Raw genomic sequence first — 15,993 nt, 5'->3', positions numbered from 1 at the left:
GAGAACACCATGGCTTCTCACGCTTTCATCGCACGCCTGGCGGCCGCCGGGCTGGCCTCGACCGCCCTGGCCGCGCTCTGCGCCGCACCGGTGCACGGCCAGGCGGCCACGCTCCCTACCCAGGATGGGGCCGAAGTGCCGCGGATAACGCAACCAATCGACAGCCGCCACCTCGTAGCGTTGGTCGGCTCACGGGCTGCCGTTCCCGTGGGTGCGTCGAAACCGGTGCCGATGGCCGCCGGCACGCGGCTGGCCCATCTGCAACTGGTACTGAAGCCCAGCGCGGTGCGCCTGGCACGCTTGCAGCAGCTCGTGGCCGACCAGCACGACCCTGCCTCGCCACGCTTCCACCAATGGCTGACCCCCGCCGAGTACGGCAAGGCCTTTGGCGCCGCGGATGCCGACATCAGCGCGGTCGCGTCGTGGCTGCGCAGCCAGGGCGTCACGGTCAATGCCGTGTATCCCAACCAGTCGCTGATGGACATCACGGCCACCGCGGCGCAGGTGGGCGGCGCCTTCCATGCGCAACCGATGCAGTACGACGTCGGCGGGCGCAGGGGTACGGTCCTGTCAGGCGACATGGCCATACCCTCGGCCCTGCGCGATGTCGTCGCAGGGGTCGTTGGCCTGAACGGCCGGCCTGCACCCGTGCGCGCCCCGCTCGTACCTGCGAAGCGCGACGCGTCGACGGGCCGCTTCATGCGTGACACCAGCCCGACGGTGGGTGCTGGCGGCGCCCGGCCCATGGCGATCGGCACGAGCGATCTGCTCGGGCTGCGCGGCCTCGTGCCCGATGACCTCGCGCAGATGTACGGCGCCGCCAGGTTGCACAAACAGGGCATCACGGGGAAGGGCGTGACCATCGCGCTGGTGGAGCTCGGCACCGCGTTGCCCCATGACTGGAGCAATTTCGTCGAGACGTTCGACCTTGCGAAATACGGTGGCGATTTCCGGCAGTTCAACCCGCGGCTGGGTGGCCTGGATAACTGCTACGACACCAACACGGTCAACGGTGAGCTGATCGAGGACGATGAGAGTGCGCAGGATGCCGAATGGGCAACGGCCATGGCCCCGGGCGCGCACATCGAGGTGGCCGATTGCTCTGCCGTCAAGGACGATTACAGCGACGCGAGCACCAACATCTATCAGGGCTTCTTCATCGCAGCGACGAATATCGTCAATGGCGACGAGCGTCCCGACATCATGAGCTTCACGGTTTCGTATGGCGAAGACCTGACGGACGCGGCCAGCAAGGCAGGCATGGACCTCGTGATGGCCCAGGCCGATGCCGAGGGCATCTCCGTGTTCGCGGGGGCCGGCGACGACAGCGTCAATCCCAGCTTCTACCGCGTGCCGATCAATGGCGCAGGAATCAGCGCGGGGTCGCTGGCCAGTTCGCCCAACGTGACGGCCGTGGGCGGTACCGACCTGGCCGACGAACTCGACGGAACCACGGCGCAGTACTTCCGCAAGAAGCAAAATGCCGTCTATGGCACCGCCAAAGGGTACGTGCCGGAAATCCCATGGAACGCCTCGTGCGGCAACCCCGTCGCCGCCAGGGCCAACGGGTTCAAGGATGTGGTGGCGTTCTGCAAGATGCTCCTGCTGCTTGACCCGTACGCGCACTACGTGACATCCGTGGGTGGCAGCGGTGGGCCTTCGGTCGTCAACGCCAAGCCTGCATGGCAGCGCCTGGTGCACAACGCACCGCTTGACCAGTCGCGCGACGTGCCCGACGTGGCGCTGTTCGGCGGCTCGTATGCGCAGGCCACGGGCCTCGTGATGTGCCTCGAGGCCTATCCGTGCAACAAGGGCCTTACGACATCGGTCTACGTTGATACCGACATATCGTTGGCAGCCCCGATGTTCGCGGGGATCCAGGCGCTCATCAACCAGTCACTGGCCACCCGTGGCCTGCCGATGAAACAGGGCAATGCGGCACCGACCCTGTACGCGCTGGCGCAAGAAGCCTATGGCGCCCCGGGCGGCAGGGCGCCACCGACGCTCGCCGATTGCAACGCCAACGATCCCGCGGCTAGCTGCGTATTCCACAACATCACGCGTGGATCCATCTCGACACAATGCGTCGAGGTCGACGACCTTGTCGACGAGCACGGCGTACCCATCGTGACACCCGACTGCGCGTTCTACGGTTCGGCGAACTACGGGGGCTATCCGGTGAGGGTAGGCCTCACGACCACCAACGCGGCCGTACCTTATTCACCGGAGACTGCCGCCTACATGGCCCAGCCGGGCTGGAGCTTCGCCAGTGGGCTTGGCTCGGTGGACGCGGCAAACCTCGCCAGGGCGTGGCGCAAGTTCGTGGGCATAAGGTAGTCAATGGATACTTTTGCGAATCGCACGAAGTTGCGAACCTGCCCGAATTTGCTTATTTGGACGGCCAAATGTGAACTGCGTCATACCTTCGTCACGGTCGCGGGCGTACGTTGGCGCGGCTGAACACCCTGACGCCAGGCCTTGTTTTGGGGGAGCCCGGATGGGGAGCAGGGAGGTCGGTGGAGATCCAGATCCTTCACTTGGCTTAAGGGAGTCCGTTGCATGTCTTGCAGGTTTTCAGCATGGCTCGCGTTGGCGAGCCTGGCGGCAGGCTGTGCCTTGTCGTCCACCGTCGCGGCCGCCGATCTCGGCACATCCGTGAAATCCATGGCCAACCCGGCCACGCCACGCCTCACCGCCAACGCCGGCGGCGCGAGCACCAGCACGCTGGTGGGCTCGCATCCGCGCCAGGCCGTGGCGGCGAAGGACGCGGGCGTGGTGCCGGGCAGCCAGGCCATCACCAACATCACACTCACGCTCAAGCGCGATGCCGACCATGAGAAGGCGTTCCGCGCCTTGCTGGCGCGGCAGACCAACCCGGCGTCGCCAGACTTCCACCATTGGCTCACAGGCAAGCAACTGGGTGACCGCTTCGGGCCAGCCACCAAGGACATCGACACGCTGCGCCAGTGGCTGCAAGGCCAGGGCATCACCGTCGACAGCGTGTCGCAAGACCGCATGACGCTATCCCTGTCCGGCAGCGCCGATGCCGTATCGCGGGCGTTCGCCACGTCGCTGCACAGTTACACCGTGGATGGCGGCGGCACGCGCTTCGCGAACACCACTGATGCCCATGTGCCCGCTGCTGTCGCGCCGCTGGTGCAGGGTGTTTCGCTGCACAACTTCTTCCCGACGCCACAGCACACGCCGATCGCCAAGGCCCGCCTCGACGCGAAGCGGGGCAAGTTCACCACGGCGGCCGCGGATAACCCGGATTTCACGGTGCCGCCGGGCACGATCAACACCGCCACGTCGTATGACCTGGTGCCGGCCGACTTCAACACCGTGTACAACGTGAACCCGCTCTGGCAGCGGCCGACGCCGGTGCGTGGCGCGGGGCAGACCGTGGTGGTGCTGGAGCGCACCAACGTACTGCCAGCCGACGTCGCGCACTTCCGCGCGGCGTTCCTTCCGAACAATTCGAAAGGTACGTTCTCGACCGTGCACCCGACCGGCCAGGAGAGTGCACCGTGCACGGACCCGGGCCTGAACGGCGACGAGGGCGAAGCCGCGCTCGATGCCGAGTGGGCTGGTGCGGCGGCACCGGATGCCGACATCGTGCTGGCGTCCTGCGCCGATACGGGGGCGACGTTCGGGCCATTCATCGCCGCCATCCGGCTGCTCGACACCACGACGGGCCTGCCGCCGCCGATCTTCAGCCTGAGCTACGGCGCCTGCGAGAGCGCCGATTCGTCCGATGCCTACCTTGCCGACATCATCTGGTCCGACGCGGCCGCGCAGGGCGTCTCGGTGTATGTGTCGACAGGCGATGGCGGCTCGACGCAATGCGACCAGAACGCGCTGTTCTACTCGACGGGCGGTGCGCAGATCAACGGGCTGGCGGCGTCGACGTCCGCGGTGGCCATCGGTGGTACCGACTTCAACGACCTCGGCAAGGAATCCACCTACTGGACGTCGACTAACCTGCCGAAGTACCAGTCGGCGGTGACGTACATCCCCGAGATGACCTGGAACAACAGCTGCGCCAGCAGCCATCTCTACACGCTGCTTGGTTACAGCGATGGCATCACGGCGTGCAACGACAGCGTGGGCCGCGGGCAGGACTTCCTGCAGGTGGGCGGCGGTGGCGGTGGGCCGAGCTCGCTGTTCACCCAGCCGGAAGCGCAGATCGGCATCCGCGGTTCGATCAACCACACGTCGCGCACCATCCCCGATGTGTCGCTGTTCTCGGCCAATGGCCTGTATGGCCACGCGCTGGTGTTCTGCATGTCCGATAGCGACAACGGCGGCACGGCATGCGATTTCCGTGACCCGGATTCCGTCTTCGCCAACTCCGCGGGTGGCACGTCGTTCGCCGCGCCCGCCATGGCCGGCGTGCAGGCGCTGCTCAACCAGGTGAATGGTGAGCGCGTCGGCAACCCGTTGAACGCGTTCTATGGCATCGCCGCGCGGCAGTACGGCACGGTGGGTGCGCCGAACACCAAGGTGCTGACGGCGTGCAACGCCAACACCGGCAACACCATCGCCTCGTCGTGCGTGTTCAACAACGTGGTCGAAGGCGACATCGTGCAGCCCTGCGGCACGGGTTCGCCCAACTGCGATACCGGCACCAAGCTCAACAACCTCGTCGGCATCGTGGAAGGCGGCGATACCACCACGCATACGCTGGTGCCGGCGTGGAAAGCCAATGTCGGCTACAGCCTGGCCACGGGCCTTGGTTCGATCAACGCCAGCAACCTCGCCGACGCGGTGACGGCGTGGAGCGCGCCTGGCAAGCGGCATTACGCCGTGCCGGCGGATTTCCTGTCACTGAACGACCTCTTCGCCAATGACGGCTACAGCGACTTTGCCTATATCGATGGCGGCTCGTTCCACTCGGTATCGATGAAGGGTGCCGTTGACCTGTACGACCAGGCCGCGGCGATCGATCCGTCGCTCAAGGTGATCGGCTACGGCGACGTGGTGCCAGGCCTGGACGCGTTGTCGCTGCAATCGGGCGAGGTGCTGCTGATGGACGGCAACCACAAGCTCAACGTCTGGGTGTCGACGGGCGGTGGCGGTTACTTCCCGTTCGTGGTGAACCGCGATGTGCCGGCCACGTGGACACTGCTTGGCGTGGGCGTGCATGACGCCAGCGGCCAGCAGAAGCTGGTGTGGTTCGACACCGCCACCTCGCAGATCGTGTGGTGGGCGCTCGACCTCGATCCGGTCACGCAGAACGACATCATCGTGACCGGCCAGTCGTACCCGAAACAGGGTATCGCCGGCGGCAAGCCGGTACTGGCCGACGTGGATGGCGATGGCTACACGGATATCGTCTGGACCCGCAGCAACTCCAACGGCACCGCGGTGTGGGTGGACGACCGTCGCGACGGCTATGTCGCCCACGCGCTGCCCGACCACCCGGCGGGTGCGGTGCTGCAGGGCGTCGGCGATGTCGATGGCAATGGCACCACGGATCTGCTGTGGACCAACAGCGCGGGCACGCAGCTCTCGTGGTGGACCATGCAGGGCTTCGCGGTGACGGGCACGAAGAGCCAGGCGATCCCAGCGGGCGCGACGCTCGCAGGTATCGGCGATTACGACGGCGACGGCGTGGTCGACATCCTGTGGCGTGGTGCGAACAACCGTATCGTCGACTGGCAGGGCACCGGCAGCGGGTTCACCGCCGCTAACGTGGCGGATGCCTTCGGCACGCCGCTCACCGTGGCAGCCTCGGCGATCCTCCCGGCCAACCGCTTCCAGGGCAGCCACCGCCTGGCGGCGAAGTAAAGCGTCGTTCGTGTGCATGAGGCCGGGGCGGCAACGCCCCGGCCTTTATCGAATGACCCGAAGCAACGCGGCGGCGAGCCGCGCCAGCCCCGCCTGGCCGAACTGGAACGCCAGCAACGGTTCGATCAGCTCGGCCTCCATGAGCATGGGGCCGTTCGCGCCTGGCAGCATGTCGATGCGCGCGAACACCGGTTGGACGGGTAGGGCGGCCAGCGTGTCGCGGGCAAGGGCAAGCTCGGCCTCGGGTGGGTCGTGCCGCTCAAGCACGTTCGCGGCACCCCCGGCGTAGAAGCCCGGCTTGCTGAAGGCATGGCTGAACGCGCCGTCGATGTAGACGAGCGAACGCTCCCGTTCCGTCTCGATGGCGGCCTGGTAGGGCTGCACCAGCACCGGGTTGTGCGCGGCAAGCGTGCGCGCATGCGCATCGCCGTCGCGTGCGATGGCATCACCTTCAAAGCGCCTGGCACCGTGGGAGCTCGCCCCCACCGCTGGCTTCACGACGATGTCGACCCAGCCGCGCTGGCGGCAAAGCGCATCCAGCCCAAGGTCGGCGTCGTAGAGGGCAGTGGGAATCACCGACACGCCCTTGCCGGCCAGCTCCAGCAGGTAGGTCTTCACGCTGTTCCAGCGAATCAGTTCCGGCGCGTTGACGAGGCGGGTCCGCGCGCCGGCTTGATCAAGCCACGCGGCCCATTCGGCGCCGCGCAGATGGTAATCCCACGTCGAGCGCACGACGGCGACCGGGCTGGCTGACCAGTTGGCCGCAGGGTCGCTCCACGCGAGGATGCGCGCGGTGCCACCTGCGTCAGCGATCGCTGCCGCGAGGGCCAAGTCGTCGGCCACGCCTGCAGGCGCGCCAGCATGGCTGACTAGGGTGATGTCGGGCATGACCATTCCTCGGGACCGCCCGCCAGGCTGGTGGGCAACGACCGACTGTTTACCAGTGTTTGGCGCCGTGCGTTACCCCGCCGCGTACGCGACCGTCGCGCCTCCCGCCATGCCATCGAGGGCTTTCGTCAGCGCGAGTGCATGCCCGAAACCCGGCGCATGGTGCGTGCCGCCGAGGATATCGTCGCGTAGCGCGGCGTAGACACCGGCGACGTTGACCGCCGGCGCCGGAAGGGTGCATGCCGGGACGGGTACCTCGACGCCGTCGAGGGCCAGCGAAAGCCGTGTGGCCTGGAAGCCACGCGGGCCGCCGCCGTGCAGCACCAGCGTACCTTCGGTGCCGGTCACCTCGAACTCGAACGGCCATGCGTTCGTTCGCGCACCGGCCACTTCGATCGAAAACGGCGCGCCCTGCACAAGGCGGCCGGTGAACAGCGCATGCTCCGGCACCACGCGGTGGCCCTGGCGGCCACCAGGCAACGTCACGTCGGGGTACAGCGTCGACAGCTGCACGTTCGCCAGCGCGATGGGGCCCAGCAACGCTTCGACGAGGTCGAACGTGTGCCCCCCGTGGATGGTGTAGACGGTGACGCCCGTGGTCGGGTCTTCCATATAGGCAGCATCAGGCGTGACGTCCGGGCTGAGTGCAATCGTCGTGGACAGCACGCGCGCGCTGAGGATGCGGCCAAGGCGGCCGGCGGCGAGCATGTCGCGGGCCACGCGTACCGCCGGTGCGAAGCGCGCTTGCAGGCCGACAGCGACATGCCGGCCCGTGCGTGCCGCCGCGGTGGCCATCGCCGCGGCGTCGTCCACGTCGGTACCCAGTGGCCATTCGCTCAGGACGTGCTTGCCGGCATCCAGCGCGGCGACCACCAGCGCGCGGTGCAGCGGCACGCGCACCGACACGGCGACGATATCGATGTCGGGCGACTGGATCATGGCGTGTGCGTCGCCAAACGCGCGGCGGGCGCCGAACGCCTGCGCGGCTTCTTCGGCGCTCGCCGCGTGGCTGGTGGCCACGGCCTCGAGGGTGAGGCCAGCCGTGCCCTGGATGGCGGGGACATGCGACTCGCGGGCCCAGCCACCCTTGGCCGAGGCACCGATGAGGCCAACGCGGAGGGGAGTTGCCATGGGGGATGCTCCGTGGGGAAGGTTCGGCTACGTTATTGCTGTTGCTTCGTCGGAAAAACCTGCCCATGGCCAAAACAGTCCTGCCACCAGCACAGCAATCCGGCGATGGCGCCGCCCTCGCGGAGCTCATGGCCTTCGTGGCCGTGGCCGAGGAGCTCTCGTTCACCCGCGCTGGCCAGCGCATGGGCCGCGATGCCACCGTCCTGTCCCGGCGGGTCGCGGCGCTCGAAGCGCGCCTTGGCGTGAAACTGCTTCGCCGGACCACCCGGGCCGTGTCGCTCACCGACGCCGGGCGCACCTACCTCGGCCGGGCCCGTGCCATCCTCGGCGCCATGGCGCATGCCGACCGCGAGGCAGCGGGCCTTGCCAGCGGCGAGCCGCACGGCCACCTGCGCGTGGCGCTTCCCGGTTCCTTCGGGCGCCGCTGGGTGTGGCCGCTCATCAGCCGGTTCCTGGCCGCGCACCCGCACGTCACGGTGGAGGCCACGTTCGAGAACCGCTTCGTGGACATGGTGGCCGAGCGGTTCGATGCCGCCGTGAGGCTCGGCGACGTGACCGACGCGCGGCTGGTGGCGCGCAAGGTCGCGCCAAGGCCTCGTGTCCTCTGCGCTTCGCCTGCCTACCTCGCGGCCCATGGCGAGCCGGCGACGGCGGCAAGCCTGGTGGACCATGCCTGCCTCGTTTTCCCTGGCACGCCGGGGCCGCGCTGGGAGCTGCGCGACGGCAAGGGCCGCGTGCACCGGGTGGACGTGCGCGGGCCGGTGCGCAGCGACGACGTGGAGGCCCTGGTCGCCGCCGCGTGCGACGGCCACGGCATCCTCCTCACGTCCGAGTGGGCCGCCGCCGACGCCCTGGCGGACGGGCGGCTGCGGCGCGTGCTGGACGGTTGGCGCACGCCCGATGCAGGTGCCATCTACGTGGTCACCCCCTCGGCCCGGGACGAGACCGCCGCCGCCCGGGCCTTTGTCGAATACCTCGTGGCAGGGCTGGCCACCCAGCCCTGGAAATAGCCGTACCTTTATCCTCGGCTGCCTGTCGAATCGCGCGGGCTTCGTTCGACGTCTGGGTATGGCAACGTCCGCCATCTGGGGAGGGAATGCACATGAAGACTTTGAATGCGTTGGCAGCACTGTTCTTGATCGGCTCCATCGGCACGCCGGCGCGCGCCGACGACCATGCCCACATGGCCCCGGTGGCTTCGTACCTGATGGACCGCACCGCGGAGATCGCCCTGGCGAAGAGCGCCGCGCCCGCGGCGATATCCGACCATGCGACCGTCCTGATACTGACGCGCACGGGCTACGAAACGGCGGTGAAGGGCACCAATGGGTTCGTCTGCTACGTGGGCCGGGGCTTCGGTGGCGCACCTGACTGGCCGGAGCGGTGGGATCCGTCGATTCGTGCCGCAGCCTGCGACAACCCGCAGGCAGCACCCACCATGACGGCGCTAATCAAACTGCGGACCGCGTTGACGCTCGCGGGAAAGACCGATGCCGAAGTCATGGACCGCATCAAGGCCGCCCTGCGCAGTAAAGAAATTCCGCCGCTGCAGGCGGGTGCCATGTGCTACATGATGTCGAAGAACGCCTACCTCTCGGCACAGGGCGAACACAACATGGCGCACATCATGTTCTATGTGCCGGTGAAGGACGGCGCAACGTGGGGCGCGAACGAGAAGGGTTCGCCGCTGATGGGCGGAAACTACTGGTACCTCATGCCAGGGCATGAAGCCGAAGCCGCCACGCTGCCGCCAATCTCCGTCTTCCTGCAGCCGACCAGCGCGTATGCCGATGGGACGCCGGCGATGCACGGCAGCATGTAGAAGGCCGGCGTAGCGCAGGGCGGACGGGCACCGGCATGCGTGTCATGACAGCCACGGCAGCTCGATCTGCCGGGCGGCGTGCAGATGATCGTTGACGCGCACGACGTCGTATTCAGTCCGCGTGCCATTCACCGTTTGCCATTGCCGTACCCTGACGGTGCACACGAGCGCGTCACCTTTGGCAAACGACGCGGCATTGGTGTTGACGCCGTGCAGGAACTGTTCGTCGGAAATCGTCGCACTGATCGTGGATGAGCCATCCGACAGGCGCCACTTGTTGTCCTCCTTGAAGGCGAGGGACACGATCGAGAATGCCATTGTTCGCACGTCGTCGATCAGCAGGCGATCTTCCGGGCTGCCTGGTGCCAGGAAGTATTCTCGTTCGTCGTCCTCGATGATGACATTGACGGACGTGCCCCGGCCAAGGGCAAATGTGTCGATACCCGGCTTGGCGAGCGGAGCGAGTGTTCTGTCAAGCGCCCTTCGTACGTCAACGTCGCGCAGAAGATCCAGTGCCCCTTTCTCGACGTCGTAGAAGTCGTCGCCAACGAAGATCCGTACGCGAGGCTTGCCGTCCGAGCCGGGCTCGATGAGCTCAGTGCGATCGGGCGTGCGGTTTTTGAGCCATTTCAAAAGGGAAATGGCACCTCTGCCGATAACGCCCACGGCGGACAGAATGGCGAGGGCATTTGCGGTAGCGGTGGCGCTTTGCCCGGCGAACATATCCCTGACCGACTGAAGCCACTGGAAGCTCGTGACGAAGTCGATATTGAAACTGCCGGTCTTGAACGATCCTTTGACGCTTACCTTGATCCTGGCATCGTCGCCATAGAGGACCCGGGCCGATGCCTCCAGCAGGTCTGCCATGGCCATCAGCGCAGGCGCCAATTCGCGCGGATCCATCTCGTGGTTCGCAAGGGCAGGGCCATCGTAGGTGAGGCGGAATTCAGTCATCTCGTCCATCGTACTTCCATGTATTCGTGATACCCCGTCGTGCGCTCTGATGTCTGGGACGTGCATTCTCCTCGACAATGAGGGATGCGTCTGTCGGCATGCACCTACATCGGCGCAAAAACTTTCGAAGCCAAACTTGGAAGTTTGCCTTGTAATGTTCGTGGCCCGGCCCTAGATTGGCAGGCATGCCAAAGAACGCGCCTTCCCCTGTCGATGTCGCCGCCAGTGACCTGCTCACGGCGTGCGGCTTGCTGGTGCGCCGCGTGCGTGCTGAGTCCAACAATCTAGGCCTTACGTGGTCACAGGCGGCTGTGCTTGGCCGGCTGGAGGTGAGTGGCCCGCTCTCGACGGCCGACCTCGCGCGTGCCGAGGCGGTGAAGCCGCAATCCATGGGTGTCACGCTCGCGACGATGGAGCAGGACGGGCTGGTGGCGCGTGAGCCGCACCCGACCGATGGCCGACAGTTCCTCTACGGGCTGACCGAGGAGGGCATGGAGGCGCGGCGTCGTGTCAAGGCGGCGAAACACGCGTGGCTGGCGGAGGCCATTTCGCGCCTGTCGCCGCACGATCGCGACGACCTCGCCGTGGCCGCGCGAGTCATCCGCAACCTGGCGGAAATGAGCACGCAGGATACGCCGTGAGCGCCGCGGCCGAGGGCCGTGGCGTGGCGAGCAAACCGTTCGGCGTGCGCTTCCTGCTGCCTATCGCGCTGGGCTCCTGCCTCAACCCCATCAACTCCACCATGATCGCGACGGCGCTGGTGCCCATCGCGACGGAGTTCCACGCGGGCGTCGCGGAGACTGGCTGGCTTATCGCTGCCCTATACCTCTGCTGTGCCGTCGCGCAGCCGACGCTTGGCCGCCTCGCTGACCTGCTTGGTGCGCGGCGCGTGTACCTCGCGTCGCTGGTGCTCGTGATGATCGCTGGCGTGATGGGCCGCATCGCGCCGTCGCTCGGCTGGCTGGTAGGCGTGCGCGTGCTGCTGGGTATTGGCACCTCCGGTGCGTACCCCTCGGCCATGCGGTTGTTCCGCGAACGCGCGGATGCGACGGGCAGCCCGCCGCCGCGTACCGCCATGGGCATGTTGTCGCTGACGGGCGTGGCCACGGCGGCGGTGGGGCCCGTGCTCGGCGGCGTGCTGACCGGTGTGTTCGGTTGGCATGCCATCTTCACCGTCAACATGCCGCTGGCGCTTATCACCTTGCTGTTGGCGCTGGCGTGGATCCCGAAGGATCCCCCGCGTCGCGCGCGGCGCCCGTTGTGGCAGGAACTGGATGTGCCGGGCATGCTGTTTTTCTCCGGCATGCTGCTGGCGGTCATGGTGTTCCTGCTCGACATCGGGCACCGCCTGTGGATGGCACTGCCGGTGGCGGCTATCTCCGGCGCCTTGCTGGCGTGGCATTCGCTGCGGCGCGTGGATCCCTTCATCGATCTGCGGATGCTTGCGAAGCACGTGCCGCTCAGCCTCACGTATGTGCGCGCCGCCGTGGCGTTCACCGTCGTCTACTGCGTGTTCTATGGCTTTGCGCAGTGGGTGGAAGGCGCCGGTGGCTATTCATCGGCGCAGGCGGGTATCGCTACGGTGCCCCTCTCCCTGCTCGCGGGCATCGCATCCATGGCGGGCGCGCGGACACGCGGCCTGCGCGGACCCTTCCTGCTTGCCTTCGCCTGCTCCATCGCGGGTGCCGTCGCGTTGCTTTGCATCGATGCCACGTCGCCCTTGTGGATGATGGCCGCGGCCGTGGCGCTGTTCGGCATCCCGCAAGGGCTGGTCTCCGTCACCACGCAGGCGGCGGTATACATGCAGGCACCCGCCGAGCAGCTAGGCGCCGCGTCGGGCCTGCAACGCACGTTCAGTTATGTCGGCGCGATGGCGGCCACCGTCGTCATCGGCATCTGTTACGGCCACCGCCCCACCGACCAGAGCCTGCACTCGCTGGCCATCGGCATGGGCGTGATGTCGGCCTTGCTGCTTGTCGCCACGCTTTTCGACCGCACGCTGCCGCGCGCGGGCGCGCTTTCCAAAGCCCACCCCTGAAGGAGCATCCCCATGGCACTCACCCAACTCGACGCCAACGCCGCCCTCATTGTCATCGACCTGCAGCAGGGCATCATCAGCCTGCCCGTGGCGTCGCCCGCCGGCCCGGTCGTTGAGAAGGCCGCCGCGATCGCCCGCGCGTTCCGCCAAAGTGGCCGCCACGTCGTCCTCGTGAACGTCGATGCCGGCGCACCGGGCCGCACCGATGGCGGCGTGCCGCAGGTGCCGCAGGATGCGGCGTTCAAGGCCTTCGCACCGGAACTCGGCCAGGCGCCGACGGATTACGTCGTGACGAAGAAGCGTTGGGGCGCGTTCCAGACAACCGACCTCGACGCGCACCTGCGTGGTCTCAATGTCGAGCAGGTGGTGATCCTCGGCATCGCCACGAGCATCGGTGTGGAATCCACTGCACGTTACGCCAGCGAGCTCGGCTACAACGTGGTGCTCGTCACCGACGCCATGGCCGACCTGAAGGCCGACGCCCACGAGAACAGCATCAAGAACATCTTCCCGCGCCTGGGTGAAACCACGACGGCGGAAGCGCTGCTGGCGAAGATCGGCTGATAACCCTGTGGGAGCGCGCTTGCGCGCGATCGCGCGCAAGCGCGCTCCCACAGTTAAGGCCACTCAGTGGTGGGCTTCGTCCTCGTCGCTGGCGAGATGGCCACCAAGGCCGATGCCGGCACCGGCACCCGCGGCCATGCCGCCCATGCCGCCACCACCGCCTCCGCCACCTCCGCCACCGGCACCGTCGCCCTTGGCGCCACCCTGGCCCTTGCCACCCGCACCGCTGATGCGCGCGGGCCCCTGGTTGGGAATGGCGACCGTTGACGGAATCGGATCGAGGTCGAGCACTTCGCGGATGAAGTCGCGCAGCGAGACGACGAGTTCGTGGGTGTGGACGGGCCGCCCGGCGACAAGTTCATTGGCCGCGTGGGCTGCCAGTTCCACCTGCTTCTCCGTGCCCAGCAGCACGATGTCCGATAGCGCGGCTTCCACCGCATCGCGCACGCGGCGCGCCCGGTCGTTGCCTGTCGCAGCGGCAAGGAGCAACGCCGCGGCTGGATCGGCTTCGCCGCGCTCGCGCAGCTGACGCAAGTGCGTGGGGTCGACGGCGAGGTTTCCCGTGAACGACCCGCCCAGCGTCTTGTACGCGGCGATCAGGGTGCGCAGCCGCTCGTTGATCTGCCGGTTCGCACGCTCGCGCCGCTGCTGCACCGTCTGCATCGCCACCAGGCGGATGCCGACGCCGATGAGCGTGATGACCGCCAGCCCGAGGAGGGTGGAGAGCAGGGCCTGCCAGGAGCTGAAGTCGAGGTTGCGCATGGGCGGATCCTGGCGCCAGCGTGGCGAAGCCGACGTGAGCCCGCGCTTGCAGGTCAGCCCGCCTGGCGGCCCGGGAGGCAGCCGAGCCCTGCCAGCGTCGCCTCGACCGCCCTGTCCAACGGCGTATGCGGCTCCTCGCCAAGCAACCCCAGCAACACGTCGTTAGTCATCCGCACCGGCGTCTTCCACAGGTAACGCATCTCCAGCAGCTCGCGAATCGTCGGCACGAACGGCGCGATCAACGGCATCGCCCACCACGGGAACGCCTTGATCGTGGCCTTTTGGCCGTGGCGTGCCGCGACGCGCTGGATCGCCCGCGGCATCTCCGTGCCGTCGTTGTCCCAATGGCCTTTGAAATGCACGTCGCAGAACGCGGGAAGCGTGTCGCGGCGTTCGAGCAGCGCCACCATCGTGCGCGCCACGTCGGGCAGATACGCCCACTGGTGCCCGACGCCGCGGCGGGCAGGCGAGCGGATCACGGTCACCGGCTTGCCCGGCGCCACCAGGCCTTGCGAGAACCAGCTGTTGCCCGGCTGCGGGCCGAAGAAATCACCCGCCCGCACGACGATGGCGCGGGCGCCGCGCGTGGCGGCCTCGCGCAGCCGCTTCTCGAGTTCGACGCGGATGGCGCCCTTGCGCGTCACCGGGTGTTGCGGGGCGCCTTCGCGGAGCACCGGGAACGCGTCGGGGCCGAAGTTGTAGACCGTACCGGGGAGGACCACGGTTGCCCCTTCCGCCACCGCCGCCGCGATGGTGTTGTCGATCATCGGCACGACCTGTTCGGCCCAGTGCTGGTACCCAGGTGGGTTCACGGCGTGGACGATCACGGCGACGCCCTCGGCGGCGCTGGCAACGTCGTCGGCGCGCATCGCATTGCCCCGGCGCCATTCGATGCCGTCCACGGTCTTGCCTGCCAGCGGGTCGCGGCGGGTCAGGGCACGGACGTGCCAGCCGGCAGCCACGAGCTGGCGCGCGGCCTCGCCGCCGACGCCACCGGTGGCGCCAAGGACGAGGGCAGTGCGGTCCCGGAGGGAAGGGGTAGTCGTCATGTGGCGGCTCCAGCCAAGGGGGTGCAGACAGAGTCTCCACGCCGGTGGATACGAAAGGAATTATCTAGCACAGCCAAGCTGCTATACATTTATGCATGGCCGACGACATCAGCTGGGAGCTCTACCGCACCTTCCTCGCCGTGCTCCGCGAGGGCTCGCTATCGGGTGCCGCAAGGCGCCTGGGCATCACCCAGCCAACGGCCGGGCGGCACGTGGCCCTGCTGGAAGACGCCTTCGGCCAGCCGCTCTTCACCCGGACGCAGACCGGCCTCAAACCCACCGAGGCGGCAACGGCGCTGCAGGGCCACGCCGAAGCGATGGAGAGCGTGGCGGCCTCGCTGCGGCGCACGGGCACCGGTTTCAGGGAGGGGGAGGCCACCGGCACGGTCCGCGTTTCGGCAAGCGAGGTCATCAGCATGGAAGTGCTGCCGCCGGCACTGGCCGCGCTGCACCAGCGCCACCCCGGCTTGCGTATCGAGGTGGATGCGAGCAATGCGGTGCAGGACCTGACGCAGCGCGAGGTGGATATCGCCGTCCGCATGGCGCCCCCGAAACAGGGGGTGCTGGTGGCGCGCCACGTGGGGACCGTGGCGGTGGCGCTGTTCGCGCGCGACGACTACCTGGCGCGGGCGGGTACCCCGTCGAGCGAGGACGACCTCGCCCGGCATGCCCTCATCGGCTACGACCGCGAGACGCCTTTCATCCGCGAAGCCCGCAAGGCGTGGCCGAGCTGGCGGCGCGACGCGTTCACGTTCCGCGCCGATAGCGATCTCGTGCAGCTTGCCCTCGTGCGGGCGGGTGCCGGCATCGGTGCCTGCCAGGTAGCGCTTGCGCGCCGCGACCCGCGGCTGGTCCGCGTGCTGCCGGCCATGGTGTTCCCCCTCGAGACGTGGGTGGCCATGCACGGCAACCTGCGCACCAGCCGGCGGCACAAAGTGGTGTTCGATGCCCTGGTAGCCTGCCTGCAAGCTCATGCTGGCATACAATGACCGGCC

General features: G+C 67.7%; 13 protein-coding genes. 8 read left to right on the top strand and 5 right to left on the bottom strand.

Annotated elements, in window-relative coordinates; all coding sequences use genetic code 11:
• Window positions 1-9: 9 nt before the first annotated feature.
• Complete coding sequence (locus VI08_RS06450; RefSeq protein WP_084621315.1) at window positions 10-2,337, top strand: S53 family peptidase; 2,328 nt, start codon at window positions 10-12, stop codon at window positions 2,335-2,337.
• Window positions 2,338-2,616: 279 nt separating this feature from the next.
• On the top strand, window positions 2,617-5,790 hold the full coding sequence (locus VI08_RS06445; protein WP_045828735.1) for a protease pro-enzyme activation domain-containing protein: 3,174 nt from the start codon (window positions 2,617-2,619) through the stop codon (window positions 5,788-5,790).
• A gap of 45 nt (window positions 5,791-5,835) precedes the next feature.
• Here the strand turns inward: VI08_RS06445 and VI08_RS06440 are convergent, their stop codons facing one another.
• Both VI08_RS06440 and VI08_RS06435 read right to left on the bottom strand, forming a co-directional pair.
• Window positions 5,836-6,678 (bottom strand): ATP-grasp domain-containing protein, encoded by an 843-nt coding sequence (locus tag VI08_RS06440; RefSeq protein WP_052697720.1) that lies wholly within the window; start codon window positions 6,676-6,678, stop codon window positions 5,836-5,838.
• A 72-nt stretch (window positions 6,679-6,750) separates the two neighbouring features.
• Entirely contained in the window at window positions 6,751-7,809 is a 1,059-nt protein-coding gene (locus tag VI08_RS06435; RefSeq protein ID WP_045828734.1) for a Gfo/Idh/MocA family protein, read from the bottom strand.
• 65 nt (window positions 7,810-7,874) lie between these two features.
• On the opposite strand from VI08_RS06435, the gene VI08_RS06430 reads away from it, so the two are divergent.
• Window positions 7,875-8,819: a LysR family transcriptional regulator gene (locus VI08_RS06430; protein WP_045828733.1), complete on the top strand. Its 945-nt coding sequence runs from the start codon at window positions 7,875-7,877 to the stop codon at window positions 8,817-8,819.
• Window positions 8,820-8,911: 92 nt separating this feature from the next.
• Window positions 8,912-9,631 carry a hypothetical protein gene (locus tag VI08_RS06425; protein ID WP_157006385.1) on the top strand — a complete coding sequence of 240 codons (720 nt, stop codon included), beginning with the start codon at window positions 8,912-8,914 and terminating at the stop codon, window positions 9,629-9,631.
• A 42-nt stretch (window positions 9,632-9,673) separates the two neighbouring features.
• Here the strand turns inward: VI08_RS06425 and VI08_RS06420 are convergent, their stop codons facing one another.
• Window positions 9,674-10,594: a hypothetical protein gene (locus VI08_RS06420; protein ID WP_045828731.1), complete on the bottom strand. Its 921-nt coding sequence runs from the start codon at window positions 10,592-10,594 to the stop codon at window positions 9,674-9,676.
• A 176-nt stretch (window positions 10,595-10,770) separates the two neighbouring features.
• Between VI08_RS06420 and VI08_RS06415 the strand changes: the two genes are divergently transcribed.
• From VI08_RS06415 to VI08_RS06405, 3 genes are read left to right on the top strand one after another with little or no spacing between them, the layout of a single operon-like run.
• Entirely contained in the window at window positions 10,771-11,226 is a 456-nt protein-coding gene (locus VI08_RS06415; protein WP_045828730.1) for a MarR family winged helix-turn-helix transcriptional regulator, read from the top strand.
• A complete protein-coding gene (locus VI08_RS06410; protein ID WP_052697719.1) occupies window positions 11,223-12,623 on the top strand; it encodes an MFS transporter in 1,401 nt (466 codons plus the stop codon). Before VI08_RS06415 ends, VI08_RS06410 begins: the two co-directional genes overlap by 4 nt.
• Window positions 12,624-12,635: 12 nt before the next feature.
• A complete protein-coding gene (locus VI08_RS06405) occupies window positions 12,636-13,187 on the top strand; it encodes an isochorismatase family protein (protein ID WP_045828729.1) in 552 nt (183 codons plus the stop codon).
• A 63-nt stretch (window positions 13,188-13,250) separates the two neighbouring features.
• On the opposite strand, the gene VI08_RS06400 is transcribed toward VI08_RS06405, so the two are convergent.
• Both VI08_RS06400 and VI08_RS06395 read right to left on the bottom strand, forming a co-directional pair.
• Window positions 13,251-13,949, bottom strand: coding sequence for a hypothetical protein (locus tag VI08_RS06400; RefSeq protein ID WP_045828728.1), 699 nt, complete (start codon window positions 13,947-13,949; stop codon window positions 13,251-13,253).
• A gap of 53 nt (window positions 13,950-14,002) precedes the next feature.
• Window positions 14,003-14,998, bottom strand: coding sequence for an NAD-dependent epimerase/dehydratase family protein (locus VI08_RS06395; RefSeq protein WP_045828727.1), 996 nt, complete (start codon window positions 14,996-14,998; stop codon window positions 14,003-14,005).
• A 95-nt stretch (window positions 14,999-15,093) separates the two neighbouring features.
• Between VI08_RS06395 and VI08_RS06390 the strand changes: the two genes are divergently transcribed.
• Window positions 15,094-15,987: a LysR family transcriptional regulator gene (locus VI08_RS06390; RefSeq protein ID WP_045828726.1), complete on the top strand. Its 894-nt coding sequence runs from the start codon at window positions 15,094-15,096 to the stop codon at window positions 15,985-15,987.
• Window positions 15,988-15,993: the final 6 nt, after the last annotated feature.

Source organism: Luteibacter yeojuensis (assembly GCF_000964085.1).
Classification (GTDB): Bacteria; Pseudomonadota; Gammaproteobacteria; order Xanthomonadales; family Rhodanobacteraceae; genus Luteibacter; species Luteibacter yeojuensis_A.
The sequence above is the reverse complement of the archived record's forward strand: the minus strand, read 5'-3'. Positions and strand labels throughout refer to the sequence as shown.

Coding starts and splice junctions, on each gene's coding strand:
- VI08_RS06450 (WP_084621315.1), top strand. CDS start 10: ATGGCTTCTCACGCTTTCATCGCACGCCTGGCGGCCGCCGGGCTGGCC.
- VI08_RS06440 (WP_052697720.1), bottom strand. CDS start 6,678: ATGCCCGACATCACCCTAGTCAGCCATGCTGGCGCGCCTGCAGGCGTG.
- VI08_RS06435 (WP_045828734.1), bottom strand. CDS start 7,809: ATGGCAACTCCCCTCCGCGTTGGCCTCATCGGTGCCTCGGCCAAGGGT.
- VI08_RS06430 (WP_045828733.1), top strand. CDS start 7,875: ATGGCCAAAACAGTCCTGCCACCAGCACAGCAATCCGGCGATGGCGCC.
- VI08_RS06425 (WP_157006385.1), top strand. CDS start 8,912: ATGAAGACTTTGAATGCGTTGGCAGCACTGTTCTTGATCGGCTCCATC.
- VI08_RS06420 (WP_045828731.1), bottom strand. CDS start 10,594: ATGGACGAGATGACTGAATTCCGCCTCACCTACGATGGCCCTGCCCTT.
- VI08_RS06415 (WP_045828730.1), top strand. CDS start 10,771: ATGCCAAAGAACGCGCCTTCCCCTGTCGATGTCGCCGCCAGTGACCTG.
- VI08_RS06405 (WP_045828729.1), top strand. CDS start 12,636: ATGGCACTCACCCAACTCGACGCCAACGCCGCCCTCATTGTCATCGAC.
- VI08_RS06400 (WP_045828728.1), bottom strand. CDS start 13,949: ATGCGCAACCTCGACTTCAGCTCCTGGCAGGCCCTGCTCTCCACCCTC.
- VI08_RS06395 (WP_045828727.1), bottom strand. CDS start 14,998: ATGACGACTACCCCTTCCCTCCGGGACCGCACTGCCCTCGTCCTTGGC.
- VI08_RS06390 (WP_045828726.1), top strand. CDS start 15,094: ATGGCCGACGACATCAGCTGGGAGCTCTACCGCACCTTCCTCGCCGTG.